The 23,692-nt window shown below is 65.4% G+C and carries 20 protein-coding genes and 1 pseudogene; 7 read left to right on the top strand and 14 right to left on the bottom strand.

Features of this window, described 5'->3' with window-relative positions; all coding sequences use genetic code 11:
- The first annotated feature begins 52 nt into the window (after window positions 1–52).
- On the top strand, window positions 53–466 hold the full coding sequence (locus ACK2SD_RS09880; protein WP_412462001.1) for a MerR family transcriptional regulator: 414 nt from the start codon (window positions 53–55) through the stop codon (window positions 464–466).
- 130 nt (window positions 467–596) lie between these two features.
- Window positions 597–3,139: pseudogene (locus tag ACK2SD_RS09875) on the top strand (HWE histidine kinase domain-containing protein).
- Window positions 3,140–3,216: 77 nt separating this feature from the next.
- On the opposite strand, the gene ACK2SD_RS09870 reads toward ACK2SD_RS09875, so the two are convergent.
- From ACK2SD_RS09870 to ACK2SD_RS09805, 14 genes are all read right to left on the bottom strand, one after another.
- A complete protein-coding gene (locus ACK2SD_RS09870; RefSeq protein ID WP_412462000.1) occupies window positions 3,217–3,918 on the bottom strand; it encodes a response regulator in 702 nt (233 codons plus the stop codon).
- Window positions 3,915–6,569, bottom strand: coding sequence for a DUF4118 domain-containing protein (locus ACK2SD_RS09865; protein WP_412461999.1), 2,655 nt, complete (start codon window positions 6,567–6,569; stop codon window positions 3,915–3,917). Before ACK2SD_RS09865 ends, ACK2SD_RS09870 begins: the two co-directional genes overlap by 4 nt.
- Window positions 6,570–6,630: 61 nt before the next feature.
- Window positions 6,631–7,188, bottom strand: a complete 558-nt coding sequence (gene kdpC, locus ACK2SD_RS09860) for a potassium-transporting ATPase subunit KdpC (protein WP_039578595.1) — start codon at window positions 7,186–7,188, stop codon at window positions 6,631–6,633.
- Between the two features lie 12 nt (window positions 7,189–7,200).
- A complete protein-coding gene (gene kdpB, locus ACK2SD_RS09855) occupies window positions 7,201–9,252 on the bottom strand; it encodes a potassium-transporting ATPase subunit KdpB (protein WP_412461998.1) in 2,052 nt (683 codons plus the stop codon).
- A gap of 10 nt (window positions 9,253–9,262) precedes the next feature.
- Window positions 9,263–10,957 carry a potassium-transporting ATPase subunit KdpA gene (kdpA, locus tag ACK2SD_RS09850; protein ID WP_412461997.1) on the bottom strand — a complete coding sequence of 565 codons (1,695 nt, stop codon included), beginning with the start codon at window positions 10,955–10,957 and terminating at the stop codon, window positions 9,263–9,265.
- Between the two features lie 9 nt (window positions 10,958–10,966).
- Window positions 10,967–11,056, bottom strand: coding sequence for a K(+)-transporting ATPase subunit F (kdpF, locus tag ACK2SD_RS09845; protein ID WP_037027358.1), 90 nt, complete (start codon window positions 11,054–11,056; stop codon window positions 10,967–10,969).
- A 145-nt stretch (window positions 11,057–11,201) separates the two neighbouring features.
- Window positions 11,202–12,254 (bottom strand): AI-2E family transporter, encoded by a 1,053-nt coding sequence (locus tag ACK2SD_RS09840; protein WP_295483057.1) that lies wholly within the window; start codon window positions 12,252–12,254, stop codon window positions 11,202–11,204.
- Between the two features lie 12 nt (window positions 12,255–12,266).
- On the bottom strand, window positions 12,267–13,061 hold the full coding sequence (locus ACK2SD_RS09835; protein ID WP_317872440.1) for a DUF4892 domain-containing protein: 795 nt from the start codon (window positions 13,059–13,061) through the stop codon (window positions 12,267–12,269).
- A gap of 106 nt (window positions 13,062–13,167) precedes the next feature.
- Complete coding sequence (locus ACK2SD_RS09830; protein WP_412461996.1) at window positions 13,168–14,022, bottom strand: alpha/beta fold hydrolase; 855 nt, start codon at window positions 14,020–14,022, stop codon at window positions 13,168–13,170.
- Window positions 14,019–14,165: a hypothetical protein gene (locus ACK2SD_RS09825; protein ID WP_412461995.1), complete on the bottom strand. Its 147-nt coding sequence runs from the start codon at window positions 14,163–14,165 to the stop codon at window positions 14,019–14,021. The genes ACK2SD_RS09830 and ACK2SD_RS09825 overlap by 4 nt, the downstream gene beginning before the upstream one ends.
- A 91-nt stretch (window positions 14,166–14,256) precedes the next feature.
- The gene (locus ACK2SD_RS09820) at window positions 14,257–14,637 is read right to left on the bottom strand and encodes a hypothetical protein (RefSeq protein ID WP_412461994.1); all 381 of its coding nucleotides are present in this window, start codon (window positions 14,635–14,637) and stop codon (window positions 14,257–14,259) included.
- A 97-nt stretch (window positions 14,638–14,734) separates the two neighbouring features.
- Window positions 14,735–15,193: a phosphohistidine phosphatase SixA gene (gene sixA / locus ACK2SD_RS09815; protein WP_342651157.1), complete on the bottom strand. Its 459-nt coding sequence runs from the start codon at window positions 15,191–15,193 to the stop codon at window positions 14,735–14,737.
- Window positions 15,190–15,537 (bottom strand): DUF4389 domain-containing protein, encoded by a 348-nt coding sequence (locus tag ACK2SD_RS09810; RefSeq protein ID WP_029612081.1) that lies wholly within the window; start codon window positions 15,535–15,537, stop codon window positions 15,190–15,192. The genes sixA and ACK2SD_RS09810 overlap by 4 nt, the downstream gene beginning before the upstream one ends.
- 23 nt (window positions 15,538–15,560) lie before the next feature.
- Window positions 15,561–16,586, bottom strand: a complete 1,026-nt coding sequence (locus ACK2SD_RS09805; RefSeq protein ID WP_029612080.1) for an NAD(P)H-dependent glycerol-3-phosphate dehydrogenase — start codon at window positions 16,584–16,586, stop codon at window positions 15,561–15,563.
- 181 nt (window positions 16,587–16,767) lie between these two features.
- Between ACK2SD_RS09805 and ACK2SD_RS09800 the strand changes: the two genes are divergently transcribed.
- From ACK2SD_RS09800 to fabB, 5 genes are all read left to right on the top strand, one after another.
- A complete protein-coding gene (locus ACK2SD_RS09800; protein WP_412462294.1) occupies window positions 16,768–18,876 on the top strand; it encodes a TonB-dependent receptor plug domain-containing protein in 2,109 nt (702 codons plus the stop codon).
- Window positions 18,876–19,766, top strand: a complete 891-nt coding sequence (locus tag ACK2SD_RS09795) for an ABC transporter substrate-binding protein (protein ID WP_412461993.1) — start codon at window positions 18,876–18,878, stop codon at window positions 19,764–19,766. Before ACK2SD_RS09800 ends, ACK2SD_RS09795 begins: the two co-directional genes overlap by 1 nt.
- On the top strand, window positions 19,763–21,682 hold the full coding sequence (locus ACK2SD_RS09790; RefSeq protein ID WP_412461992.1) for an ATP-binding protein: 1,920 nt from the start codon (window positions 19,763–19,765) through the stop codon (window positions 21,680–21,682). The genes ACK2SD_RS09795 and ACK2SD_RS09790 overlap by 4 nt, the downstream gene beginning before the upstream one ends.
- A 210-nt stretch (window positions 21,683–21,892) precedes the next feature.
- Window positions 21,893–22,408, top strand: a complete 516-nt coding sequence (gene fabA, locus ACK2SD_RS09785; protein WP_029612079.1) for a 3-hydroxyacyl-[acyl-carrier-protein] dehydratase FabA — start codon at window positions 21,893–21,895, stop codon at window positions 22,406–22,408.
- A gap of 11 nt (window positions 22,409–22,419) precedes the next feature.
- A complete protein-coding gene (gene fabB, locus ACK2SD_RS09780; protein WP_039578624.1) occupies window positions 22,420–23,640 on the top strand; it encodes a beta-ketoacyl-ACP synthase I in 1,221 nt (406 codons plus the stop codon).
- Window positions 23,641–23,692: the final 52 nt, after the last annotated feature.

Here is a 23,692-nt window from a genome sequence, read left to right as displayed (position 1 = left end):
GGCTAAACCCTGGAGTATGCTCCAAGGTCAAGTGCCCCTATAGGAAAATCCCATGCGCATCGGTGAACTCGCCCAGGTCTGCGCTGTGAGCCGCGACACGCTGCGGTTCTACGAAGCACGCGGGCTGATCCAATCCCAGCGCCGCGCCAATGGCTACCGCGACTACCCGCAGGACACGGTCGAACTGGTGCTGTTCATCCGTACCGCCCAGCGCCTGGGCTTCAGCCTTGGCGAGATTGGCAGCAACGTCGCGCAGCTATGGGGCGCCGCCGATCCCGACCAGGCGGTGCGCAGCCTGCTGCACGACAAACTGCTGTTGGTCGAGCAGCGTATCGTCGAACTCGATCAACTGCGCGGTGCCCTGCGCCAGCGCCTGACACTCGCCTGCCCGTTGCGTCCAGACCTGGATACGACCGCACCGGCATCGACTCATGAGGCATTTGAATTGGTTGAAACGTCTGCGTGAGCCTGACTGTCGAACGCTCATCGCTGGCAGGCTGAACCCTACGCACAGCCCTGCTAGAATGATGGCCTTTTCACATGCAGTCGGCGTGCCCTTGCCTGTCTGCTCACCTCCCCATCGACAGGCAGGGCCGATGACGCTCGATTCCCGTGTGAACCTCAGCAATTGCGACCGTGAGCCGATCCAGATCCCCGGCAGCATCCAGCCCCACGGCTGTCTGATCGCCTGCGACGCCTCGGCCAACCTTGTCCTGCGCCACTCGGTCAACACGCCGCAATTGCTCGGCTGTGCGGAGCCGATCAATGGCCAGACGCTGCACGCCCTGCTCGGCCAGGACGTGGCCCATGACATCCGCAATGCCCTGGCCCGCACCCGCGATGCCTCGCGCCCTGCCCTGTTGTTCGCCGTGCGCCTGCCGGCAGGTGGAACCTTCGACATCACCGCCCACCTGTTCAAAGGCACCGCGATCATCGAGTTCGAACCGGCCAGCACGGGCGCGGCAGAGCCTATCGATCTGGCGCGCAGCCTGATCGCCCAACTGCGCGAGATCGACCATTCGCCCAAGCTGCTCAGCGACGCAGCGCGCTATGTGCGGGCCATGCTCGGCTACGACCGGGTGATGATCTACAAGCTGGGTGCCGACGGCGCCGGTCAGGTGGTGGCCGAGGCCAAGCGCGGCGATCTGGAAAGCTCATGGGTCAGTACTTCCCAGGTTCGGACATCCCGCAGCAGGCCCGCGCCCTGTATTTGCGCAACCCCATCCGGCTGATCGGCGACGTGCGGTTTCAGGCCGTGCCCCTCGAACCGGTGCTCGATCCCTCTGGCGAGCCACTGGACCTGTCCCATGCACACTTGCGCAGCGTCTCGCCGATCCACTGCGAGTACCTGAGCAACATGGGGGTGGGCGCCTCGATGTCGATCTCGGTGATCGTCGACGGCGCGCTCTGGGGGCTGATCGCCTGCCATCACTATGCTCCGCGCACGCTCACCTTGGGCCAGCGCGCGGCGGCGGAAATGTTCGGCGAATTCTTCTCCCTGCACATCGAACGCCTGCGCACTCGCCAGCAGCTCGAAGCCGCCGAACAAGTGCACAGCTCGCTGGACGCACTGCTGCGCGACGCCAACCAGAGCCCGGACCTGGCCAGTTTCTTCCAGGCCCGGCTGGGCGAATTCAAGTCGCTGATCGCCTGCGACGGCATCGGCATGGCCGTGCAAGGCCGCTGGTCGGCACTGGGCCAGACGCCGCCGCCTGCCGCCATCGCCGAACTGCTGCCCCTGGTGCAAAGTCTGGCCGAAGGGCGGACCTGGGCCAGCCATCAACTGTCTTTGGTTCATCCGGCCGCCCAGGACTACGCGGCGCAGGTCTCGGGCGTACTGGCCATCCCGATGTCCCAGCATCCGCGAGACTACCTGTTGCTGTTCCGTCAGGAAGTGCTGGCGACCCTGGACTGGGCGGGCGATCCGCACAAGACCTACCTCACCGGTGCCTACGGCGAGCGCCTGACACCGCGCAAGAGCTTCGCCCTGTGGAAGGAAACCGTGCACCAGCAGTCCATGCCCTGGACCGAGCAGGATCGCCAGTTCGGCGAAGCGATTCGTGCTGCCATCGTCGAGGTGGCACTGCACAACAGTGAACTGCTGGCCAACGAGCGCTCCAAAGCCGAAGTGCGTCAGCGCATGCTCAACGAAGAGCTCAATCATCGGGTGAAGAACATTCTCTCGCTGATCGGCGCACTGGTGGCGCACCCCACCTCGGAAAGCCAGACGCTGCGCGACTACGTTGGCAAGCTCAAAGGGCGCATCCAGGCACTGTCGCTGGCCCACGACCAGGTGGTGCGCGGCGACGGCGGCGGACGGCTGTCCACGCTGCTGGAGGCTGAGCTGTCGCCGTACTGTTCCGGCGCCGAGGCCATCGTCTTGAGCGGGCCTTCCGTGGTACTCGACGCGCGGGCCTATTCGGTCATGGCGCTGGTGTTGCACGAGCTGGCGACCAATGCCGCGAAGTACGGTGCGCTGTCACGGTCCGGCGGCAGGCTGCACGTGGAGTGGACGATCGATGCCGGTAACGCCTGCGAGATCGTCTGGCGCGAGAGCGATGGCCCGACCGTGCGTGCGCCCACCCGTGGCGGCTTTGGCTCGGTACTGATCGACCGCAGCATTCCGTTCGATCTGGGCGGGACCAGTCAGGTCGAGTATCTGCCCGAGGGGCTGCGTGGCGTGTTTCGCATCCCGGCCCGTCACATCAACGTCGTCGATGCGACTGACAGCGCCCCCGCGCAGACCGAGGGCCTGCTGCCGGAAACCGGCCTGGAGCACCTGGGGCCGCTGAGCGTGCTGATCGTCGAGGACCAACTGGTGATCGCCGTCGGCCTGGAGCAGATCTTTGCCGATGCGCAGCTCGACGACGTGCGCACCGCCGGCTCTGAACAGGAGGCGTTGCGCCTGATCGAGGCGCGCGCGCCCGACATCGCGGTGCTGGACGTGAACCTGGGCAGCGGCAACTCCATGGCCATCGCCGATGAGCTGACCCGGCGCGCCATTCCGTTCCTGTTCGCCACCGGCTATGGCGATACGCTGAGCATCCCGGCGCATCTGCGTGAGGTGACCGTCGTGCGCAAGCCCTACGACCCCGCGTCGATCCTGTCCAACCTCAGGCGCCTGCTGGAGCCTTCCTGACCCCAGGCTCAGGCCGCCGACGACTCACCCAGTAATACACCGGTAGCGATTCAAACATTCCGTCAGCTTTTTATTCTCTACAGCCCCTCCGGGGCCACCAGCCGATAGCCGACGCCGGCCTCGGTGATCAGGAAGCGGGGGGCGGTGGGGTCGTCGCCGAGCTTCTGGCGCAGATGACCGACCACGATGCGCAAATAATGGGTGTGCTGCACATGGGTCGGGCCCCAGATGTCCTTGAGCAGTTGCTGCTGGGTGATGACCCGCCCCGGGTGCGCCGCCAACTGGGCCAGCAGCGCGTACTCCTTGCGCGTCAGCGCGACCTCGACGCCGTCCAGGCTGACCTTGCGGTAGGCGAAATCGACCAGCAGCGCACCGAACTGCGCGCTGCTGCTTTGCGCCACCTCAGCCTGGGGGCTGTGCCGCAGCAGTGCCCGCACGCGAGCAAGAAACTCCTGGATGCCGAACGGCTTGGTCACGTAGTCGTTGGCGCCGCCATCGAGGGCATCGACCTTCTGTACCTCGCTGGCGCGCACCGACAGCACCATTACCGGCACCGTGCTCCATTCGCGCAGTTCGCGCAGCACCTGTTGGCCGTCCATGTCCGGCAGGCCGAGGTCGAGCACCACCAGGTCAGGCTTGTTCAGTGCCGCCTGGGCCAACCCCTCGCTGCCGCTGGCCGCTTCCAGCACTGTGTAGCCCTGGGAGGCCAGGCTGATGCGCAGGAACTTGCGGATCTGCGGCTCGTCGTCGATGACCAGAAGGGTGGCGGGCTGGCTCATGGGGCGTCACTGTCGCTGTCGGGTTGAGGGGGCAGCGGCAAGCATAGTGTGATGCAGGTGCCCTGGCCATCGATGCCCTCGCCCACCCGGATGCTGCCGCCATGGGCGCCGATCATGCCCTGGCAGATGGCAAGCCCCAGCCCCGTGCCCTGCCCGCCCCGGTCGCCGCGCGCGGCGGTGTAGAACATGTCGAAGACCTTGCTGCGTTCGGCTGGCGGGATGCCCGGCCCCTGGTCGGCGACAGCCAGGCACAACTGCGCGTCCTCGACCCTGAGTCGCAGTTCCAGGCGCCCGCCGACCGGCGAGAAGCGCGCGGCATTCTCCAGCACGTTGACCAACGCCTGCTCGATCAGCGCGGCATGCACGAACAGCAGCGGCAGTTCGGCGGGCACGTCGGTGTGCACCTGCAAAGGCGCCAGCACCGCGTGCAGGCGTGCCAGCGCGCTGCCGACGATATCGCCGGGCGCCACCCAATCGCGGGCGAGCTTGAGGCTGCCGTGGCCCAGGCGGGTCATGTCGAGCAGGTTCTGAATATAGCGGTCCAGGCGTTCAGCCTCGTTACGCGTCCCTTCGAGCAGCTCGCGGCGGTCGTCGAGCGGGATCGCCTCGCCCAGCGCCAGCAGGCTGTCGATACTGCCGCGCATGGCGGTCAGCGGGGTGCGCAAATCGTGGGACACCGAGGCGAGCAAGGCGCTGCGCAATTGCTCGGTCTCGCCTTGCAGACGCGCCGCCTCCAGTTGCTCGCCCAGCCGTGCACGGGCCAAGGCCTGGGCCAGGGGCTCGGCAAGGGCCGTGAGTACACGCCGGCGCTGGGCACTCAGGGTCTCGCCGCCGCTGGCGCGCACCCCGAGCAAGGCCAGCGGCGCCTCGTCCACCGCCAGTGGCCACCACCACCAGCGGCCATTGGGCAGGGTATCGCTGCCCTGCCCGGCTGCCTGGCCGTGTTGCCAGGCCCAGTCGGCGGCCGCGCGCTCGTTGTCGCTGAAGGTCTGGGGAGCGCCGCTGGCCACCTGCAGGAGGCCGTCAGCATCGCGCTCGAGCACACACACGTCGATTCCCTGGGAGCCACCCAGGTGCTGGCCCGCCGCGTTGAACACTGCCTGGCGATCGGTGGCCACGGTCAGCCGGCGCGACAGGTCGAGCAGTTGCCGGGTCTCGGCTTGAGTATCGCGCAGCGCTTGCAACTGACGGCGCTGGCGGGCCGCCAGGTTGCCGGTCAGGGCGGCCATGAGCAGGAAGAACACCAAGGTCAGCACGTCTTCTTCGCGCTGGATGCTCAGGGAAAAGCTCGGCGGGATGAACAGGAAGTCATAGCTCAGGAACGACAGCGCCGCGCACGCCAGCGCCGGGCCCAGGCTGCTGCGCACCGCCACCAGCAGCACGGCGGCGAGAAACACCAGCGAGATGTTCGGCAGCGCCAGCACGCTCGACACCCCCCAGGCCAGCGCCGACGCCAGTCCGGTGGCCAGCAGCGCCAGCACGTAATGCCGCCAGTGCCAGATCCGTTTGACCGCGGCGCGCGTCGGCGGCGGCAGATCGTCGCGGTCAAGCACGTTGATCTCCAAGCCCCGGCTGTCACGCAGCAGCCGCGCCGCCACGCCGGCACCGAACACACGGCGGCGCAAGCGATCCTGGGACTGGCCGACCAGCACCAGGCTGGCCCGGCGCTCCAGCGCATGCTGGACCAAAGTGCGCGCCACCTCGCCAGCACGCAGCACCACCACTTCGCCGCCCAGGCGTTCGGCCAGTTGCTGCGCCGCTTGCAGGCGCTGGCGCGCGCCCTCGTCCGGCAGCCGGCCATTGTCCACATGCACCGCGCTCCACGGCAGGTGACGCCGCTGCGCCACGCGGCTGGCGTGACGCACCAGGCGTTCGGCCTGGGCGTCGCCATCGATCCCCACCAGCAGGCGCCCGCGCAACGCCGGCGCCTGCTCGCCCCGTTGCCGGTAGCCGTGGGCGAGGTCGGCATCGACCTGGGCGGCAGCGGTCTGCATGGCCAACTCGCGCAAGGCGGTGAGGTTGGTCTGGGAAAAGAAGGCATCGATGGCGGCGCGCGCCTGCTCGGGCACATAGACCTTGCCCTCGCGCAGACGCTCGAGCAGTTCCCGCGGCGGCAGGTCGATGAGCACCAGTTCGAAGGCTTCCTGCAGCACCCAGTCCGGCACGGTTTCACGCACCTGCACGCCGGTGATGTCGCGCAACTTGTCGTTGAGACTTTCCAGATGCTGGACATTGACCGTGGTGTAGACGTCGATGCCGGTGGCGAGCAGTTCCTGCACGTCCTGCCAGCGCTTGGCGTGCCGGCTGCCGGGGGCATTGCTGTGCGCCAGTTCGTCGACCAGCGCCAAGGGCGGTGCAGCCTGCAACAGGGCGTCGAGGTCCATTTCTTCGAGGGTGACGCCACGGTACTCGCTGCGCAGCAAGGGCTGCTGAGGCAGGCCACCGAGCAGCGCCTCGGTCTCGCTGCGGCCATGGGTTTCGACCACCGCCGCCAATACCCTGACGCCCTGGCGCTGCTGGGCGTGAGCGGCCTGGAGCATGGCGTAGGTCTTGCCGACACCGGGCGCTGCGCCGAGGAACACCTTGAGGCGGCCGCGACCTGCCCGGGGCAGGCCTGCCAGCAGGGCATCGGCGCGGGTGGAATTGCTCATCAGGGATCCTTATACGAAGCGGTCGATTCGAACGGGCCTGCTACGCAGGTCATCGCGGTCTTTACTTGGCGGGCACCGAGCCTTCCAGCGCCTGGTTCAAGGCCAGCACATTGACCACGGGTGGACCGACCAATGGCCGCAGAGTGGCCTCATCCACCAAGGCTTGCAAGCGCTCGACGGGCATGTTGCGCGCCGCCGCCACCCGCGGCACTTGATACGCGATCGCCTCGGGCGGCAGTTGCGGATCCAGGCCGCTGCCAGAGGTGGTCAGCAAGGCCTGGGGCACCGGTCCCAGTGCCGGTTGGTACAGGGCATCGGCCTCGGTTGTGACCCGCTCGGCCAACGCCGGGTTGCTCGGCGCTAGGTTGCTGGCGCTGCTCGACACGGTGGCGAAGGCGCCCGCCGAGGGCCGCGAATGGAACCAGCCATCGCCCTCGAAGGCCTGGGCGATCAGCGCCGAGCCCCGGACCTGGCCGTGGGCGTCGCGCACCAAGCTACCGTTGGCCTGTTCGGGGAAGGCCACCTGGGCGATGCCGGTCACCGCCAGCGGATACAGCACGCCGGTGACCAGGGTCATCAGCAGGACCAGGCTCAGGGCTGGACGCAGATAGGTATTCATGGGGGTTCTCCTTCAAACCAGATGCAGGGCAGTCAGCAGCATGTCGATGAGCTTGATCCCGGCGAACGGCACCAGGATGCCGCCCACGCCGTAGATCAGCAGGTTGCGCCTCAGCAGTTGCGCCGCACTGGCGGCCTGGACACGCACCCCGCGCAGGGCCAGGGGGATGAGCACGACGATGATCAGCGCGTTGAACACGATGGCCGAAAGGATCGCGCTCTGCGGGCTGGTCAGGCCCATGAGGTTGAGCGCCCCGAGCTGCGGGTAGATCGAGGCAAACAGTGCCGGCAGGATGGCGAAATACTTGGCCACGTCGTTGGCGATTGAGAACGTGGTCAAGGCGCCACGGGTGACCAGCAGTTCCTTGCCGACCTGGACCACATCCAGCAGCTTGGTCGGGTCGCTGTCCAGGTCGACCATGTTGGCCGCTTCGCGCGCCGCCTGGGTGCCGTCGTTCATGGCCATGCCGACGTCTGCCTGGGCCAGGGCGGGGGCATCGTTGGCGCCGTCACCGCACATGGCCACCAGACGACCGTCATGCTGCTCCTGGCGAATACGCGCCAGTTTCTTTTCCGGGGTGGCTTCGGCGAGCACGTCGTCGACGCCGGCCTCGGCAGCGATGGCCGCCGCAGTGAGTGGGTTGTCGCCGGTCACCATGACGGTGCGGATACCCAGCTTGCGCAGCTCGGCGAAACGCTCGCGGATACCGGGCTTGACCACGTCCTTGAGGTGGATCACGCCGAGCAGGCGTTTGTCCAGGCACACCAGCAGCGGCGTGCCTCCGCTCTGGGCGATGCGCTCCACCTCGCGGGCCAGCGGTGCCGGCATTTCCAGGCGCTGCAAGCCGACGAAAGCCAGCACTGCATCCACCGCACCCTTGCGGTAATGGCGCTGCTCGAAATCGATGCCTGACAGCCGCGTTTCGGCGCTGAAGGCAATGGCGTCGTACTGCGCTGCTGGCGGCTCGACGAAGTCGTGCAACTGGCGCAGGTACTCGACGATCGATTTGCCCTCGGCCGTGTCGTCGGCCAGCGACGCCAGCAAGGCGCCCTGCCCCAGCTCCTTCGCGGTAACGCCCGGCGCGGCGTGCAGGGCGCTGCAGCGACGGTTGCCGAAGGTGATGGTGCCGGTCTTGTCGAGCATCAGCGTGTGGACGTCGCCGGCGGCCTCCACCGCGCGGCCGGAGCGGGCGATGACGTTCAGGCGTACCAGACGGTCCATACCGGCGATGCCGATGGCCGACAACAAACCGCCGATAGTGGTGGGAATCAGGGTGACCAGCAAGGCCGCGAGGAAGATCAACGGCAGGCTGCCACCGCTGAAGCGGGCGAACGGCTGCAGGGTGACCACCACGATCAGGAAGATCAGGGTAAGGCCAATCAGCAGGATGTCCAGGGCGATCTCGTTGGGCGTCTTCTGCCGCTTGGCGCCTTCGACCAGCGCAATCATCCGATCCAGGGTGGATTCTCCGGGGTTGCTGCTGATGCGGATCAGCAGCCAGTCGGAGACCACACGGGTGTTGCCGGTCACCGCCGAGCGGTCGCCGCCCGACTCACGGATCACGGGCGCCGATTCGCCAGTGATGGCCGCCTCGTTCACCGCTGCAATGCCTTCGAGCACCTCGCCGTCGCCGGGAATCAGCTCGCCGGCGACCACGCGCACCACATCGTCCTTGCGCAGATCGCCAGCCGCGACGGTTTCGAAGCGGCCATCGGCCAGCCGGCGCTGGGCGGACAAGCCCTGACTGCCCGCCTTGAGGCTGTCGGCACGCGCCTTGCCACGGCCTTCGGCGAGGGCCTCGGCGAAATTGGCGAACAGCACGGTGAACCACAGCCAGACGGTGATCTGCACTGCAACGCCGGTGCTCACGCCATTGTTCGGCAACAGGCACAGCACGGTGGTGAGCAGCGCGGTCAGGGCCACCACCAGCATGACCGGCGAGCGCCGCAGTTGGCGTGGGTCGAGCTTGACGAACGCCTGTACCAGGGCCGGTCGCCAGAGCGCGGCGAAACGGGTCTGGTCGGCAGCGCGGGCAGCGTTCATTTCAGGTAACGGCATATTCATGTGTGGGTCCTCAGAAGCCCAGGCTCAACTGTTCGGCGATCGGCCCCAGGGCCAGGGTCGGCAGGAAGGTCAGGCCACCGACCAGGACGATGGTCATCAGCAGCAGGCCGGCGAACAGCGGTCCGTGGGTGGGGAAGCTGTTCTGGCCCTGCGGTGCGGGCGTCTTGGCCGCCAGGCTGCCGGCCAGGGCCAGGATCGGCAGGATGTAGCCGAAGCGGCCGATGAGCATGGCCAGGCCGATCATCAGGTTGTGGAACACGGTGTTGGCGCCGAAGCCGCCAAAGGCCGAGCCATTGTTGGCAGTGGCCGAGGTGTAGGCGTACAGCAGTTGGCTGAAGCCGTGCGGCCCCGGGTTACTGACCGCCGCGGCAGGCCCCGGCAGGCTGGCGGCGATGGCGCCGAGCACCAATACCCCGAGCGGCATCACCAGCAGGGTCGCCACCAGCAGTTGCACTTCGCGGGCCTGTAGCTTCTTGCCCAGGTACTCAGGGGTGCGGCCAATCATCAGGCCGGCCAGGAACACGGCGATCAGTACGAACAGCAGCATGCCGTAGAGACCCGCGCCGACGCCGCCGAAGATCACCTCGCCGACCATCATGTTAACCATCGCGACCATGCCGGTCAGCGGATTGAGGCTGTCGTGCATGGCGTTGACCGAGCCGTTGGAGGCGGCGGTGGTGGTCACCGTCCACAGCACCGTGCCAGTGGTGCCGAAGCGGCTTTCCTTGCCTTCCAGCGGCGCACTCTGTTGCACTTGCGCGCTGTCCAGGGTCGGGTTGGGCTGATGCTCGGCCCATAGCCCCACGGCGCCACCGACGAGGAACAGGGTGAGCATGCACGCCAGGATCGCCCGGCTCTGGCGCAGATCCTTCACGTAATGGCCAAAGGTGAACACCAGCGCCACCGGGATCAGGATGATCGCCGCCACCTCGAACAGGTTGCTCCAGGCCGTGGGGTTCTCGAACGGGTGCGCGGAGTTGACGCCGAAGAAGCCACCGCCGTTGGTGCCCAGTTGCTTGATCGCGATCTGGCTGGCCGCCGGGCCCAACGGGATCGTCTGGTCGGCACCTTGCAGAGTCACGGCGTGGGCATAGTCGGCAAAGGTCTGCGGCACGCCCTGCCACACCAGCAGCAGCGCCAGAAGCACGCACAGCGGCAGCAGGCCGTAGAGGGTAGCGCGGGTCATGTCGACCCAGAAGTTGCCCAGTTGGTGAGTGCTACGGCGCGCGATGCCACGGCACAGGGCGACCAACACTGCCAGCCCCGTGGCAGCGCTGACGAAGTTCTGCACGGTCAGGCCGATCATCTGGCTCAGGTAGCTGACCGAGGCCTCGCCGCTGTAGGCCTGCCAATTGGTGTTGGTCATGAAGCTGACGGCGGTATTGAACGCCAGCGACCATTCTTGGCCAGGCAAGTGCTGCGGGTTGAGCGGCAGCGAACCCTGCAGCAGCAGGACGGCGAACAACAACAGGAAACCGATCAGGTTGAACGTCAACAAGGCCAGGCTGTAATGCTTCCAGTTGTGCTCCTGGTCGGCGCGTACGCCGGCAAGCCGGTAGCCGCCGCGCTCCAGTGGCCCGAGCACCGGCGACAACCAGGTGCGCTGTCCCTCCATCACCTTGTAGTAGAAGCGCCCGAGCCAGGGTGCTGGCAACAGCACCAGGGCGAAAAACGCCAGCAGCAATACGAAGTCGTAACTGTGCATGGCCGCTCCTCAACTGCGATCGGCGCGCAACAGCGCAACCAGCAGGTACACGGATAACGCCATTGCCAGCAGCAGTGACAGGCCGTCGAGCATGTTCATCGATGAATCTCCCCATGATGCGGCGTTGACCGCTATGGGGAAATTGTCGAAGGCATCGGCGTAAAGGGACGAGATCGAGCCTTGGCTCAGGGCATAAAGAATGCGTAAAGATCAGGCCCTGCATGGGCAGGGCCTGTGTGGCCGGTTACGGCTGCGGGGTGGGCGGCACAGCGTTGCGGCTCCAGTCCAGCAACAGGCTGTAGCCCACCGCCAGCAACGTGGGGCCGATGAACAAGCCGATGAAGCCGAAGGCGATCAGCCCGCCGAACACGCCGAGCAGCACGATCACCAGCGGCAAGTCGCCGCCACGGCTGATGAGGTAGGGCTTGAGCACGTTGTCCACGCCACTGATGACGAAGGTGCCCCAGATACCAAGGAACACCGCCATCCCGTACTCGCCCTTCCACACCAGCCAGGCGGTGGCGGGAATCCAGGCCAGCGGCGGCCCCATGGGGATCAGGCTGAGCATGAACGTCACCAGGCCCAGCACGATCGCCCCGGGTATTCCGGCAATGAGGAAGCCGATGAGCGCCAGCAGCGCCTGCGCGGCCGCGGTGCCGATCACGCCGTTGACCACCCGCTGCACGGTGCCGGCCACCAGCAGGATGTAGTAGTCGGCGCGTTCGCCCACCAACCGCTGCAGCAGACGCAACACGAACGCCGACAGGCGCGGGCCGTCGCGGTAGAAGAAGAACACGAACACCAGGCTCAGGGTGAGCTCCAGCACGCCGCCGCCGATCTGCGCACTGCGCGCCAGCAACCAGTTGCCGACCTGACCGAAGTACGGCTTGGCCGACGCCAGCAACGCCGCGCCCTGCTGGTCCAGGGACTGCCACCAGGCGACCAGGCGCTCACCGACGAAGGGAATGCCAGCCACCCAGTCGGGCGCATCCGGCAGGCCGTCGACCTGGATGTCACGGACGAACAAGGTGGCATCGCGCACATGGTCGGCCAGGTTGAAACCCAGCCACACCAGCGGTAAGGCCACCAGCAGAATCCATATGCTCGTAAGGATGCTCGCCGCCAGGGTTTCACGCCCACCCAGCCAGCGGGTGAGCAGGCGCATCAGCGGCCAACTGGCGAAGGCCAGGATCGCGCCCCACAGCAGCGCCGAGATGAACGGCGCCATTACCCACAATGCGGCGCCCAGGAGCGCCAGCAGGAGGATCTGTACCAACAGACGGTCAGTGTTGGCCATGGGGGTTCTCGTTCAACGAATCAGTTCCAGATGCACACCCTCGGTGGGGGCGCTGCCCACCTCCAGACGCGCGTTGCGCACGCCGGCCTTGACCAGTTGCTCGCGCCAGGCCTCGGCCTGTTCGCCGCTGAGGCTGGCGCGCAGGGTACTGTCCAGATTCAGGCTTCGAGCCAGCAATGACACCCAGGCCGGGCGCGGCGCGGCCAGATCGGGGTAGTCGAGCTTGCCGGTGTCGCGCATTTCGCGCAGTACGGTGGCCGGGGTCGGCAGCACCTCGCCCAACGGGCTGTCGGCGACGAATTCCTCGACATGCAGATAGGCACGGCGGTTGCCACGGGTCACGCTGTACAGGGCGACCAGGGTATCGGCCTGCTCGGCCGAGCGGCGCAGCAGGATGAACGCCTGCTGCTCGTCGCCACCGTTGAGACGGGCACTGCCAAATACGTCGTTGGCCCAGATGCTGGCCTCACCGCAGTCGCGGCCCTGGCACCAGAACAGCGGATAACCACCCTCGCGCTGCAGGGCTTCGCGAGCGCTGGTGAAGGCCTCCCGTGCAGTGCGCTCCACAGGCAGTTCATAGGTGACCGAACTGACCTGACCGCGACTTTCCACCTTGCCCTCCACGCGCAACCGGCCGCTGATCTTGCGCACCGGCCCCATGGGGTAGACCCGTTCCTGCTCCACGGCAGGGCGCTGGTCGACCACCCTGGCGTCGGTCGGCACTGGCAGGCTGCCAGCCCAGAGCATGGGGCTGGCGAGGGTGAGGCAGACGGCGATGGCGCCGCGCAGAATCGACGGCGCGCTCATCGGCCGTCCTTGCGGCGAAGGCCGCTGTGAAGTGCCTGGATGTCTGGCATGTGCATGGTTGTCTCCCTGTTCAACCCGCCAAGCCTCGGCACTTGTCCGATGCAAGTCAAGCAAAGCCAAAGAAGCGATTGAAACAGTCTGCAACAAGGCTTGCGCCGTGTTCATCGTTCAGGTGCAGATGGTGTCCGCCGGGCAACACCACCTGCTCGAAGGGTAGCTGCTCCAGCAGCGTCGTGTGCCGAGCCAGCAAGCCTTGCTCGGCGACCACCAGGCAACTCGGACACTGGATTCGCTTGGCGAACGCCATGGCCTGGGCCTCGCTCAGGCGCACCGGCGAGGGCAGCGTCAGACGGCTGTCGCTGCGCCAGCTGTAGCCGCCAGGCACCGGCATCAGCCCCCGCTCGGCCAGCAGCTCGGCCGCCTCGCAACTGACCGCCACCATGCCTTTCATGCGCGCCTGAACGCCCTGCTCCAGGGTCGCATACACAGACTTGCGCTTGCCATCCGAACGCAGTTGCGCCTGCAACGCCAACCCTAAGCGCTCGGCGGCCTCCTGCTCGCCAGCGGTCGGCGGGATCACGCCGTCGATCAGTGCCAGATGACTGATGCGCTCCGGCAGTGCACCCGCGAGCTGGACGCTGATAACCGCCCCCAGCGAATGGCCAAGCAAGCCAAACCGCACCCAGCCCATCTGCTCGGCGACGCGCAGGACATCGTGTACATAGTCGGCCAGGTGATAACTCGCGCCCACTGGCCGGTGCTGGGAATAGCCATGCCCGGCCAGGTCGAGCGCGACGATGCGCAGCCCCAGCAGGCGTGGTGCGAGACGGGCGAAGCTGTTGGCGTTGTCGAGCCAGCCGTGCAGGGCGATGACTGGCAGGCCATCGACAGGACCGAAAACATGCGCGGCCAACTCGATATGGCCCAGGTTGAGGCGGATTTCCTCGACACGTGCGCTCATGCCCAGCTCCCGTGTTCAACCTGGCCGAGGATATCGAGCAACTGCTGCACTGCTGGGCCGCCTACCGTTAAAGCGGCGAGTGGTTTGCCACTGGCGCGTGAAGAAACATCGTGGGTGCGAGCGAAGAACAGGAACTGGGACATGGACGCCGGATCCAAAGCAGATTTCGGCCATTGTCGACAAGCTGCCAACGCATCACAACATTCGGATAGGTCATCGCCAAGGGCGATCAGGTCAGGTGCCGCCGTGCAGACGGCCCAGGGCGCGCTGCAGACAGGCCTTGATGTAGGTCAGTTGGCTGTCGAGCGCTTCGCAGGCACGCTGCAGGTCGGCTGGACTCAACTCGGCCCGCGCCAGCGCCAGACAACTGGTCTGCACGCCACTTGATACTTGCATGCACGACGCCTGAAGCATTTGCAGCTCCTGTGCGGCATGCCTGGAAGCCGCCGAGACTTGGCCGCTTTCGAGCTTGCCCAGCACATGGTAAAGACGCGCCTCGGCGGCTTCGCGCAGCAGGCTGTGCTCGGCAAAATCCAGTGCCACCCCGGCGTCGAGCTTGCCAATCGTCGGCTGTAGATCCAGAGACCGCATCAACTCCCGTTGCAGACCACTCATAGACGAAACTCCCTGATATCAGCCATGACTGTCACAGACGCTAGCAAGCGAACCTCGCAGCTCACAACTGACAGAAATACCAGTTGCCACAAGCGGGTCAATCCGGGTGGTCGAGTGCCTGCAAGGTCATCAGACCTGCGAGCGGCCAGTCACCCTCCAACTGCGCCAGGGAAGCGGTACTCATCGGCGCAGGGGACTGCGCATGACCCTGTTCCAGCAGGCTCACCAGGCTACCCACCAAGGGCTGGTGACTGACCAGCAACACCTGCTCCAACCCCAACCGCTCGATTTCGCCGATGACCTGCGCCGCATCGCTTTCAGGTGTCAGCCAAGGCACGGTGCGCACTGGCTCGATGAAACCGAGGGTGTCGTGCACCAGCGCGGCGGTCTGCTGGGCCCGTACGTAGGGGCTGGCAATGATCGCTTGTAGGGGCTGTCCCAACAGGCGCGCAGCACTGCGCAACACCTGCTCGCGACCATGGGCGGTGAGCCTGCGTTCGGCATCGGTGTTGGCCCGCGGCTCGGCTTCGCCGTGGCGCAGGATCCACAGCTTCACAGCTTCGGCTCTTCGTCACGCACCGGATGCGGCGCCGGGGGCACCGCATGCGGGGCTTCGCCCTCAGGCGCGCGCGGTGCCGGCCAGTCGGCGAAAGGCCAAGGTTTCTGTTCGGTGTGGAAGCTGCCGAAGCGACCGATTTGCGCGAGGAACTGGCTGAGACTGTCGCCGAAGTTCATCAGGCTGGCACTGGGTGCGCCGTAGACCAGGCGATAGATCAGTTGCACCAACACCAGGCCGCCGAGCAGCAGTTCGGCCAGTTGCCAGACCACCAGAAAAACCAGCATCCACACGATCCGCAGGATGATCGACTCGCGCTGGGCGTGTTCGGGGGTATCGTTCATGTCTCGCTCCTTGCTCGTGCGGCTCAGTTGAAACCGCTGGTGGAAATGAAATCGACGTCGGTCTTGGGTTCGGCGCGCATCAGGTGCTCGATCACCTGGGCCAGGGTGCGGCCTTCGAACAGGATCGCGTGCAGCCCGGCGACCAGCGGCATGTACACCTGCACCTGCTGGGCCTTGGCCTTGAGCACCTTGAGCGTGTTGACCCCCTCGGCCACTTCGCCCAGGCGGCTGACCGCTTCCTCCAGGCTCAGCCCCTGCCCCAGGGCATAGCCGACCTGATAATTGCGGCTCTTGGGTGACGAGCAGGTGACGATAAGGTCGCCAACCCCCGCCAGACCGAGGAAGGTCATGGGATTGGCGCCCTGACTGACGGCAAAGCGCGTCATCTCGGCCAGTGCGCGGGTGATGAGCATGCTCTTGGTGTTCTCGCCCATGTCCAGGGCCACCGCCATGCCAGCGATGATCGCGTAGACGTTCTTCAGCGCGCCGCCGAGTTCGACGCCGAAGCGGTCGGCGCTGGCGTAGACGCGGAAGGTGCGCCCGTGCAGCACGGCCTGGACCTGCTCGCAGAGCGCTTCGTCCTCGCTGGCGACCACGGTGGCGGTCAGCGCATGTTCGGCGATTTCACGCGCCAGGTTCGGACCGGACAGCACACCGATCCGCGCCTGGGGCGCGATCTCTTCGATGATCTGGCTCATCAGCTTGAACGTCTGCGGCTCGATGCCCTTGGTCAGGCTGATCAGGCCCTTGCCGCTAACCGTCTCGGCATGCGGTGCCAGCACGCTGCGCAGGGCACTGGACGGCAGCGCGACGAAAATCAGTTCGCTACCCTGCAGCGTGGCCAGCAGGTCGTTGACCGGCTCGACCCGCTCATGCAGGCGGATACCTTTGAGGTACCGTGGATTCTCGCGGTTGACGCGCATGGCCTCGGCCTGTTCCGGATCGCGCATCCATTGACGCACCGGGTTGCCATTCTCCGCCAGCAGATTCGCCACGGCGGTGCCGAAGCTTCCACCTCCCAGCACTGCAACAGGTCGCTGTTCAGTCATATTCAATCCGTCAAAGCCAATAAGTTGAGGGCGACGGCGCATTATAAGGGCAAGCTGCACGCTTCAAGCGACACACGGCAAGAAAAGGCCGTGCCCTTCTCACACGCCGCTCGGCGCTTATAGCTTGCCTCTCGACGGCTCGGTTACCATGCGCGGCTCATGTCTGACACAAGGCCGTCACGTGTTCCCTGGCACGCCCCCTGCCCGCCGCTTGCTGTTGCTCACTGCCCTGCTGGGCGGCCCGGCCGTGGCCGACGATCTGTTCATCGACACCGACCTGCCGCAGGTTCTGACCGCCACGCGGCTCAAACAATCCCCGGCGGCGGTGCCCGGCAGCATGACCGTGCTCGACAGCGCGCTGATCCACGCCAGCGGCGCGCGTGACGTACCCGAACTGCTGCGCTTGGTACCGGGGATGATGATCGGCTACGGCGCCGGCAACCAGCCGACCGTCAACTACCACGGCAGCAACGTCAACGATGCCCGGCGCATGCAAGTGCTGATCGATGGCCGTTCGGTATACCGGGCGGGCCTGGCCACGGTGGACTGGAGCGACATTCCCCTGGCCATCGAAGACATTGAGCGCATCGAAGTGTTTCGCGGCCCCAATACCGTCAGCTACGGCGCCAACGCGCTGATGGCGGTGGTCAACATCCTCACCCGACGCCCTGCCGACAGCCATGGCACGCGCCTGAAGATCACCCGCGGCCAGGACGGCATCAATGACTTCTATGCCAGCCAAGGCCTGGGCTGGGACGGCGGCGACCTGCGCCTGTCGATGTCCGGCCTGCAGGACGATGGCTTCGACAAGAACCAGTACGGTCAGGACTACCGCGACAGCCGGCGCCTGACACGCTTCAACCTCAGCGTCAGTCACAGCCTGGCGCCGGATCAGACGCTGGACTGGCAACTGGCGGCCAAGGAAGGCAGCAACCAACGGCCGTATACCTACAAACCGGTATTCCCCTTCGTCACCGGGCGCGGCGACAACGCCGACCTAGACGCCAAGGACTACGCCGGCTCGCTGCGCTGGAGCATCGACTTCAACCCCGAGCACAGCCTTTATGTGCAGGGCTCGGCGCAGCAATTCGACCGTCAGCAGGTCTGGCGTGCCTGCGACGCGACATTGGCCTTCAGCCCCGAACTGACCCGCCTGTGGCAGCTCGACCCGAATTACGCCGAACGCGTGGCACGCAACGCCAACAACCCGCCGAACAGCCGCGATCCGGTTCTGCAGGGCCTGCGCAACCAGATCAAGAGCCAATGGGACAACGGGGGCAGCCGGGAAGTGTGCGGCGACGTCGACCAGAGCACCCGCGAAACCCGTTATGACCTGGAAGTTCAGGACACCCTGAGCCTGACCGACAGCCTGCGCCTGCTCAGCGGCCTCAACTACCGTTATGATCGCGCCGACTCGCAGACCTACTTCAACGGCCGGCTCGACGACCGCACCTGGCGCCTGTTTGGCCAGCTCGAATGGCGCGCTGACGAGCACTGGATCCTGCAAGGCGGCGCGATGTTCGAAAACAGCCAGCTCTCCGGCACGTCCCTGACCCCGCGCGTGGCGGTGAACTACCTGATCACTCCGCGTCAGGGGCTGCGCGCGGTGTACTCCGAGGCCGTGCGCTCGCCGGACATGTTCGAGAACAACGTCAACTGGAGCTACACGGTCCGAAACCTCACGCCCAACGTGCTCGGCCTGCGCGACGGTGAGTACTTCGTCAAGACCCGCGGTCCCGGCAACCTCGACCAGGAGCGCATGCGCTCGCGCGAACTGGGCTACAACGGTTCCTTTTCCGACCTTGACCTGAACCTGGACGTGAAGCTGTTCTACGACGAGATCACCGGGATGATCAGCGAGCCGTTGAAGAACAATCAGTACATTGCCAGCAATGCCAACAGGGCACGCTTCAGTGGCAGCGAAACTCAGCTGGACTGGCGCCTGAGCCCACGTGACCGCCTGCGCATGAGCTATGCCTACGTCGATGCCTGGGCGAGCAACCCCGACGACCGCCGCCTCAGCGCCCACAACAGCGGTTCTGTGGGCTGGTTGCGCGACTGGGGGTCGGGTTGGTCGAGCGCGCTGTTCTATTACGGGGACGATGCACTCAATCAATACCGCTACGAGCGTGTCGATCTGCGGGTGGCCAAGCGCATGCGGATTTATGGCAGTTCGGTCGAGTTGGCTGCACTGTGGCAGCAACGCTTGGACGACCAGCCCACGACCGTGGAGCAGAACCGCTATGACAGCCGCCATCGCCTGAGCGTCAGTGCGGAGTTGGAGTTCTGATGCTGCGCCTGCTACGGATGCTGGCGCTGTGTCTGTGGCCCATGGGCACGCTGTGCGCCCATGAAATCCTGCTGGTCGGTGGCGATGACACCGCCGGGGTGAGCAGCTTCGTCAGCGCGCTGCAAGCCAGACGCCCCCTCGACCAGGTGCGCTTCCAGAGTGTCACGCAGTTGCCCTCGCCCGGCCGACTCGATGTCCAGACGCGCCTGATCCTGCTGGATGAGGCCGCACTCGACTGGCGCCTGCGCGAGCCATCCGGCCCCCTCTCGCTGGCGCTGCGGATCAGCCGGGTTCAGGCGCAACTGCGCCTGGGAAAGTCGCGCCCCGAGTACCTCAGCCTGCTGTGGAGCGATCCGCCGCTGGCACGGCAACTGCGCCTGACGCGCTATCTGCTGCCGCAGGCACGACGTATCGGCGTGCTGTATGGACCTGACAGCCGCTTCCTCATCGACGAGTTGCATCAGGCAGCCAGTCACATGGGCCTGGAGATCGTCGCCCAGGACTGGACCGATCTGCGCGACAGCCGTCCCCTGCAGCACGTGCTGGGCAACAGCGACGTGCTGCTGGGCATCGACGATCCGCAGTTGTTCAATGCCAAGACCGTCAAGAACCTCTTGCTCAGCAGTTATGGGCGGCAGATGGCGTTGATCGGTCCCAACGCTGGCTTCGTCCGCGCCGGCGCCCTGGCCAGCACCTACAGCGACCAGGACGACTGGCTGGCGGTGCTCGACCGCTTGCTCGACCAGCCGCCCTCGCGCTGGCCGCGCAGCCTCTATCCCGATCACTTCCGGGTCAGCGGCAATCAGCAGGTGGCCCGCGCCCTTGGACTGGAGCGCATAGAGCCGAACGCAGCCGAGCTGGTCCTGGCCGAAGGAGAGTCGACACCATGAGCAAGCGCCTGAGCTGGGACATTCATGCCCGCACCCAGATCATCAGCCTGGGGCCGGCGCTGCTGCTCACCTTGTTGCTGATCGGTTTCTTCACCTTCGTACGCTTGCAGGACCTGCGCCAGGAGCTGGACCACACGGGCCAACTGATTGCCAACCAACTGGCACCCGCCTGCGAATACGGGGTGATCTCGGGCAACAATGAAGTGCTGGAAAGCCTGATGCGCGCAACGTTGAGCATCCCGCACGTGCGTTTTCTGGAGGTGCAGGACAGCCGCAACCACATCCTGGTGTACGTCGAGCAGTCCGGGGAAAGTGCCAATCGCGCCCAGCGAGTGGAAGTCTTCCAGGCCCCGATCCGTCTGCAACAGATCCGCCTGGACAACGACTTCCTGCAGCAGGGCAAGACCCCGCCGAGCATTGGTGACGACTATCTCGGTCGGGTGATCGTCGGCATGTCCGACGACGCGTTCAGCGAGCGCCAGCAGGAAATCGTGATCAAGGCCGGCATTCTTGCCCTGTTCGCGCTGGCGTTCACCTTCCTTCTGGCGCGGCGCCTGGCCAGGAGCCTGTCGATGCCGATCAGCGACATGGGCCATGCCGTGAAGGCTATCCAGCAGGGCCAGTTTAATGCGCCGTTGCCGGTGGTCGATGACAGCGAGCTCGGTCATCTGGCGCGGCACATCAACAACCTGGCCAACGCCCTGGATCAGGCCAGCCGCGAGCAACAGCAAACCATCACCGAGCTGATCCAGGCGCGCGAGGAGGCCGAGCGGGCCAACCGCGCCAAATCCGAGTTCCTGGCGATGATGAGCCATGAACTGCGCACTCCGATGAACGGGGTGCTGGGCATGTTGCAACTGCTGGAGACCACTCGGCTGACTCGCGAGCAGGCCGAATACACGGCCGTGGCCAGCGAGTCCACCGGCCACCTGCTGAAGGTGATCAACGACATCCTCGACTTCTCGCGCATCGAACGCGCCAGCCTGGAACTGGAACACATCGATTTCAATCTCGGCGAGCTGATCTCAAGTAGCGTGCAGTCGTTCCAGCACAGCGCCCAGCAGCGCAACCTGCAGTTACGCCTGCAACTGGCTACTGGCTTGGACCGTCTGCACGTGACAGGTGACCCGACACGCATCCGACAGATTCTGCTGAACCTGGTGGGCAACGCGCTGAAGTTCACCGAGCACGGCGAGGTGCAGGTCGACGCCCGCTGGCGCATGCTCGATCATCAGTTGTTGAGGCTGACCTGCACGGTCCGCGACACCGGTATCGGCATCGACAGCGAGCGGCTTGAGACGATGTTCGAGGCGTTCCAGCAGGCCGATAGTTCTATTTCAAGACGTTACGGCGGTACTGGCCTGGGCCTGTCGATTGCGCGCACCCTGGCCGAACGCATGGGCGGCACGCTACGGGGTGAGAGCAGCCTAGGCAGCGGCTCGACCTTCACCTTGGAGATTCCGCTGGTACGCTCTAAACAGCGTGCTGCGCAGCTACTGGAAAGCGAACACAGGGCCACTGCGCTCAGTGATGGCCAACCGATCCTGTTGGTAGAGGACAACCCGGTCAACCAGAGCGTCATCGAAGCCATGCTGCGCAGCCTGGGCTTCGAGGTGGACCTGGCGACGGACGGCGAGCAGGCCGTGACGCTGGCAACCGAAAAAAGCTACGCCGCCATCTTGATGGATTGTCGCTTGCCGCATATGGACGGCTACCAAGCCACCCGCTGCATTCGTCTGCATCAGGCTGGCGTGCCGATCATCGCCTTGACCGCCAACGCGCTGCCGGGTGATCGCGAGCGTTGCCTGGAGGCTGGAATGAACGATTACCTGAGCAAACCGTTCAAACGCGCCGACTTGCTGCGCACGCTGCAACGCTGGCTGCCGGACCGCACAGCGGCGACTGGCGATAAATGATAAAGTGCGGCAGTCTTAATGACTGGACAGAGCCTGCAAGGGCCCGGAAAATAAACTTTCAGTGCACACCTGTACTTCTTTTGCCAGGTGCGCTGTGACTTTCACCCCAACGCAATAGTCTACCTGTAGGCTGCCGCCCTGGTATCTGTAGGATTTCAGGCTGGCCAGGAAGATTCATCCCCTGCCACAGGGGGTTATTGAGGAGCTCGCATGACCAAACAACACGCCTTTACTCGGGAAGACCTGCTGCGCTGCAGTCGCGGTGAGCTGTTCGGCCCAGGTAATGCGCAATTGCCCGCCCCGAACATGCTGATGGTCGATCGCATCACTCATATCAGCGAAGAAGGCGGCAAGTACGGCAAAGGTGAATTGGTCGCTGAGCTGGATATCACCCCGGACCTGTGGTTCTTCGCCTGCCATTTCGAAGGCGACCCGGTGATGCCAGGTTGCCTGGGCCTCGATGCCATGTGGCAGCTGGTCGGTTTCTTCCTCGGCTGGCAAGGCCTGCCGGGCCGCGGCCGTGCCCTGGGCTCGGGCGAAGTGAAGTTCTTTGGCCAGGTACTGCCGACGGCCAAGAAAGTCACCTACAACATTCAGATCAAGCGCGTCCTCAAAGGCAAGCTGAACATGGCCATCGCCGATGGCTCGGTCAGCGTCGACGGTCGCGAGATCTACACCGCCGAAGGCCTGCGGGTCGGCGTGTTCACCTCCACTGACAATTTCTAAGGGTTATTCGCATGCGCCGCGTCGTTATCACTGGTCTGGGCATCGTTTCGTGCCTGGGCAATGACAAAGCTACCGTCACCGAAAACCTGCGCAACAGCCGTCCGGGTATCCGTTACAACCCGGAATACAAGGAAATGGGACTGCGTAGCCAGGTTTCCGGCTCCATCGACCTGAATCTGGAAGAGCTGATCGACCGCAAGGTCTATCGTTTCGTCGGCCACGCCGCTGCCTATGCCTACCTGGCGATGCAGGACGCGATCAAGGACGCCGGCCTGACTGAAGAACAAGTGTCCAGCCCGCGTACTGGCCTGGTAGCCGGCTCCGGCGGCGCTTCGACCCTCAACCAGATGGAAGCGCTGGACACCCTGCGCGAAAAAGGCGTGAAACGCGTAGGTCCCTACCGCGTTACCCGCACCATGGGCAGCACCGTTTCGGCGTGCCTGGCCACCCCGTTCAAGATCAAGGGTATCAACTACTCGATCTCTTCGGCCTGCGCCACCTCTGCACACTGCATCGGCACCGCGCTGGAGCAGATCCAGTGGGGTAAGCAGGACATCGTCTTTGCCGGTGGCGGCGAAGAAGAGCATTGGAGCCAGTCGTTCCTGTTCGACGCCATGGGCGCGCTGTCAACCAAGCGCAACGAAACGCCCGAGCAGGCTTCGCGCGCTTACGATGCCGACCGTGATGGCTTCGTCATCGCCGGCGGCGGCGGCATGGTGGTGGTCGAGGAGCTGGAACATGCCCTGGCCCGTGGCGCCAAGATCTATGCCGAGATCGTCGGTTACGGTGCTACTTCCGACGGCTACGACATGGTCGCGCCAAGCGGTGAAGGCGCCATCCGCTGCATGCAGCAGGCGCTGTCGACCGTCGATACACCGATCGACTACCTCAATACCCACGGCACCTCCACCCCGGTCGGCGACGTTGCCGAAATGAAGGGCGTGCGTGAAGTGTTCGGCGCCAAGGCACCGAAGATCAGCTCGACCAAGAGCCTGTCCGGTCACTCGCTGGGCGCAGCGGGTGTGCACGAGGCGATCTACTGCCTGCTGATGATGGAAAACAACTTCATCGCCGGCTCGGCCAACATCGACGAGCTGGACCCAGAGGTTGCCGATCTGCCAGTGCTGCGCAAGACTGAAGAGAACGCCAAGATCGATACGGTCATGAGCAACAGCTTCGGTTTCGGCGGCACCAATGCCACCCTGGTGCTCAAGCGCTGGACCGGCAAGTAAGACCGTCGCTACACCTGAAACGCCCCGACCTGGTCGGGGCGTTTTGCTTTCA

The sequence above is a fragment of the Pseudomonas sp. SC11 genome (assembly GCF_047039205.1).
Lineage (GTDB): Bacteria > Pseudomonadota > Gammaproteobacteria > Pseudomonadales > Pseudomonadaceae > Aquipseudomonas > Aquipseudomonas boreofloridensis.
This window is presented reverse-complemented; position numbering and strand designations above follow the sequence as displayed.

Excerpts from the sequence above, each read along its gene's own strand:
- ACK2SD_RS09790 (WP_412461992.1), top strand. The coding sequence starts at position 19,763 with ATGAGCAAGCGCCTGAGCTGGGACATTCATGCCCGCACCCAGATCATC.
- ACK2SD_RS09865 (WP_412461999.1), bottom strand. The coding sequence starts at position 6,569 with ATGAGCAATTCCACCCGCGCCGATGCCCTGCTGGCAGGCCTGCCCCGG.
- kdpB (WP_412461998.1), bottom strand. The coding sequence starts at position 9,252 with ATGAATATGCCGTTACCTGAAATGAACGCTGCCCGCGCTGCCGACCAG.
- ACK2SD_RS09830 (WP_412461996.1), bottom strand. The coding sequence starts at position 14,022 with ATGAGCGCACGTGTCGAGGAAATCCGCCTCAACCTGGGCCATATCGAG.
- kdpC (WP_039578595.1), bottom strand. The coding sequence starts at position 7,188 with ATGAATACCTATCTGCGTCCAGCCCTGAGCCTGGTCCTGCTGATGACC.
- ACK2SD_RS09820 (WP_412461994.1), bottom strand. The coding sequence starts at position 14,637 with ATGAGTGGTCTGCAACGGGAGTTGATGCGGTCTCTGGATCTACAGCCG.
- ACK2SD_RS09870 (WP_412462000.1), bottom strand. The coding sequence starts at position 3,918 with ATGAGCCAGCCCGCCACCCTTCTGGTCATCGACGACGAGCCGCAGATC.
- ACK2SD_RS09825 (WP_412461995.1), bottom strand. The coding sequence starts at position 14,165 with ATGTCCCAGTTCCTGTTCTTCGCTCGCACCCACGATGTTTCTTCACGC.
- kdpF (WP_037027358.1), bottom strand. The coding sequence starts at position 11,056 with ATGAACATGCTCGACGGCCTGTCACTGCTGCTGGCAATGGCGTTATCC.
- ACK2SD_RS09835 (WP_317872440.1), bottom strand. The coding sequence starts at position 13,061 with ATGAGCGCGCCGTCGATTCTGCGCGGCGCCATCGCCGTCTGCCTCACC.
- ACK2SD_RS09840 (WP_295483057.1), bottom strand. The coding sequence starts at position 12,254 with ATGGCCAACACTGACCGTCTGTTGGTACAGATCCTCCTGCTGGCGCTC.
- fabA (WP_029612079.1), top strand. The coding sequence starts at position 21,893 with ATGACCAAACAACACGCCTTTACTCGGGAAGACCTGCTGCGCTGCAGT.
- ACK2SD_RS09880 (WP_412462001.1), top strand. The coding sequence starts at position 53 with ATGCGCATCGGTGAACTCGCCCAGGTCTGCGCTGTGAGCCGCGACACG.
- ACK2SD_RS09810 (WP_029612081.1), bottom strand. The coding sequence starts at position 15,537 with ATGAACGATACCCCCGAACACGCCCAGCGCGAGTCGATCATCCTGCGG.
- kdpA (WP_412461997.1), bottom strand. The coding sequence starts at position 10,957 with ATGCACAGTTACGACTTCGTATTGCTGCTGGCGTTTTTCGCCCTGGTG.
- ACK2SD_RS09805 (WP_029612080.1), bottom strand. The coding sequence starts at position 16,586 with ATGACTGAACAGCGACCTGTTGCAGTGCTGGGAGGTGGAAGCTTCGGC.
- fabB (WP_039578624.1), top strand. The coding sequence starts at position 22,420 with ATGCGCCGCGTCGTTATCACTGGTCTGGGCATCGTTTCGTGCCTGGGC.
- ACK2SD_RS09795 (WP_412461993.1), top strand. The coding sequence starts at position 18,876 with ATGCTGCGCCTGCTACGGATGCTGGCGCTGTGTCTGTGGCCCATGGGC.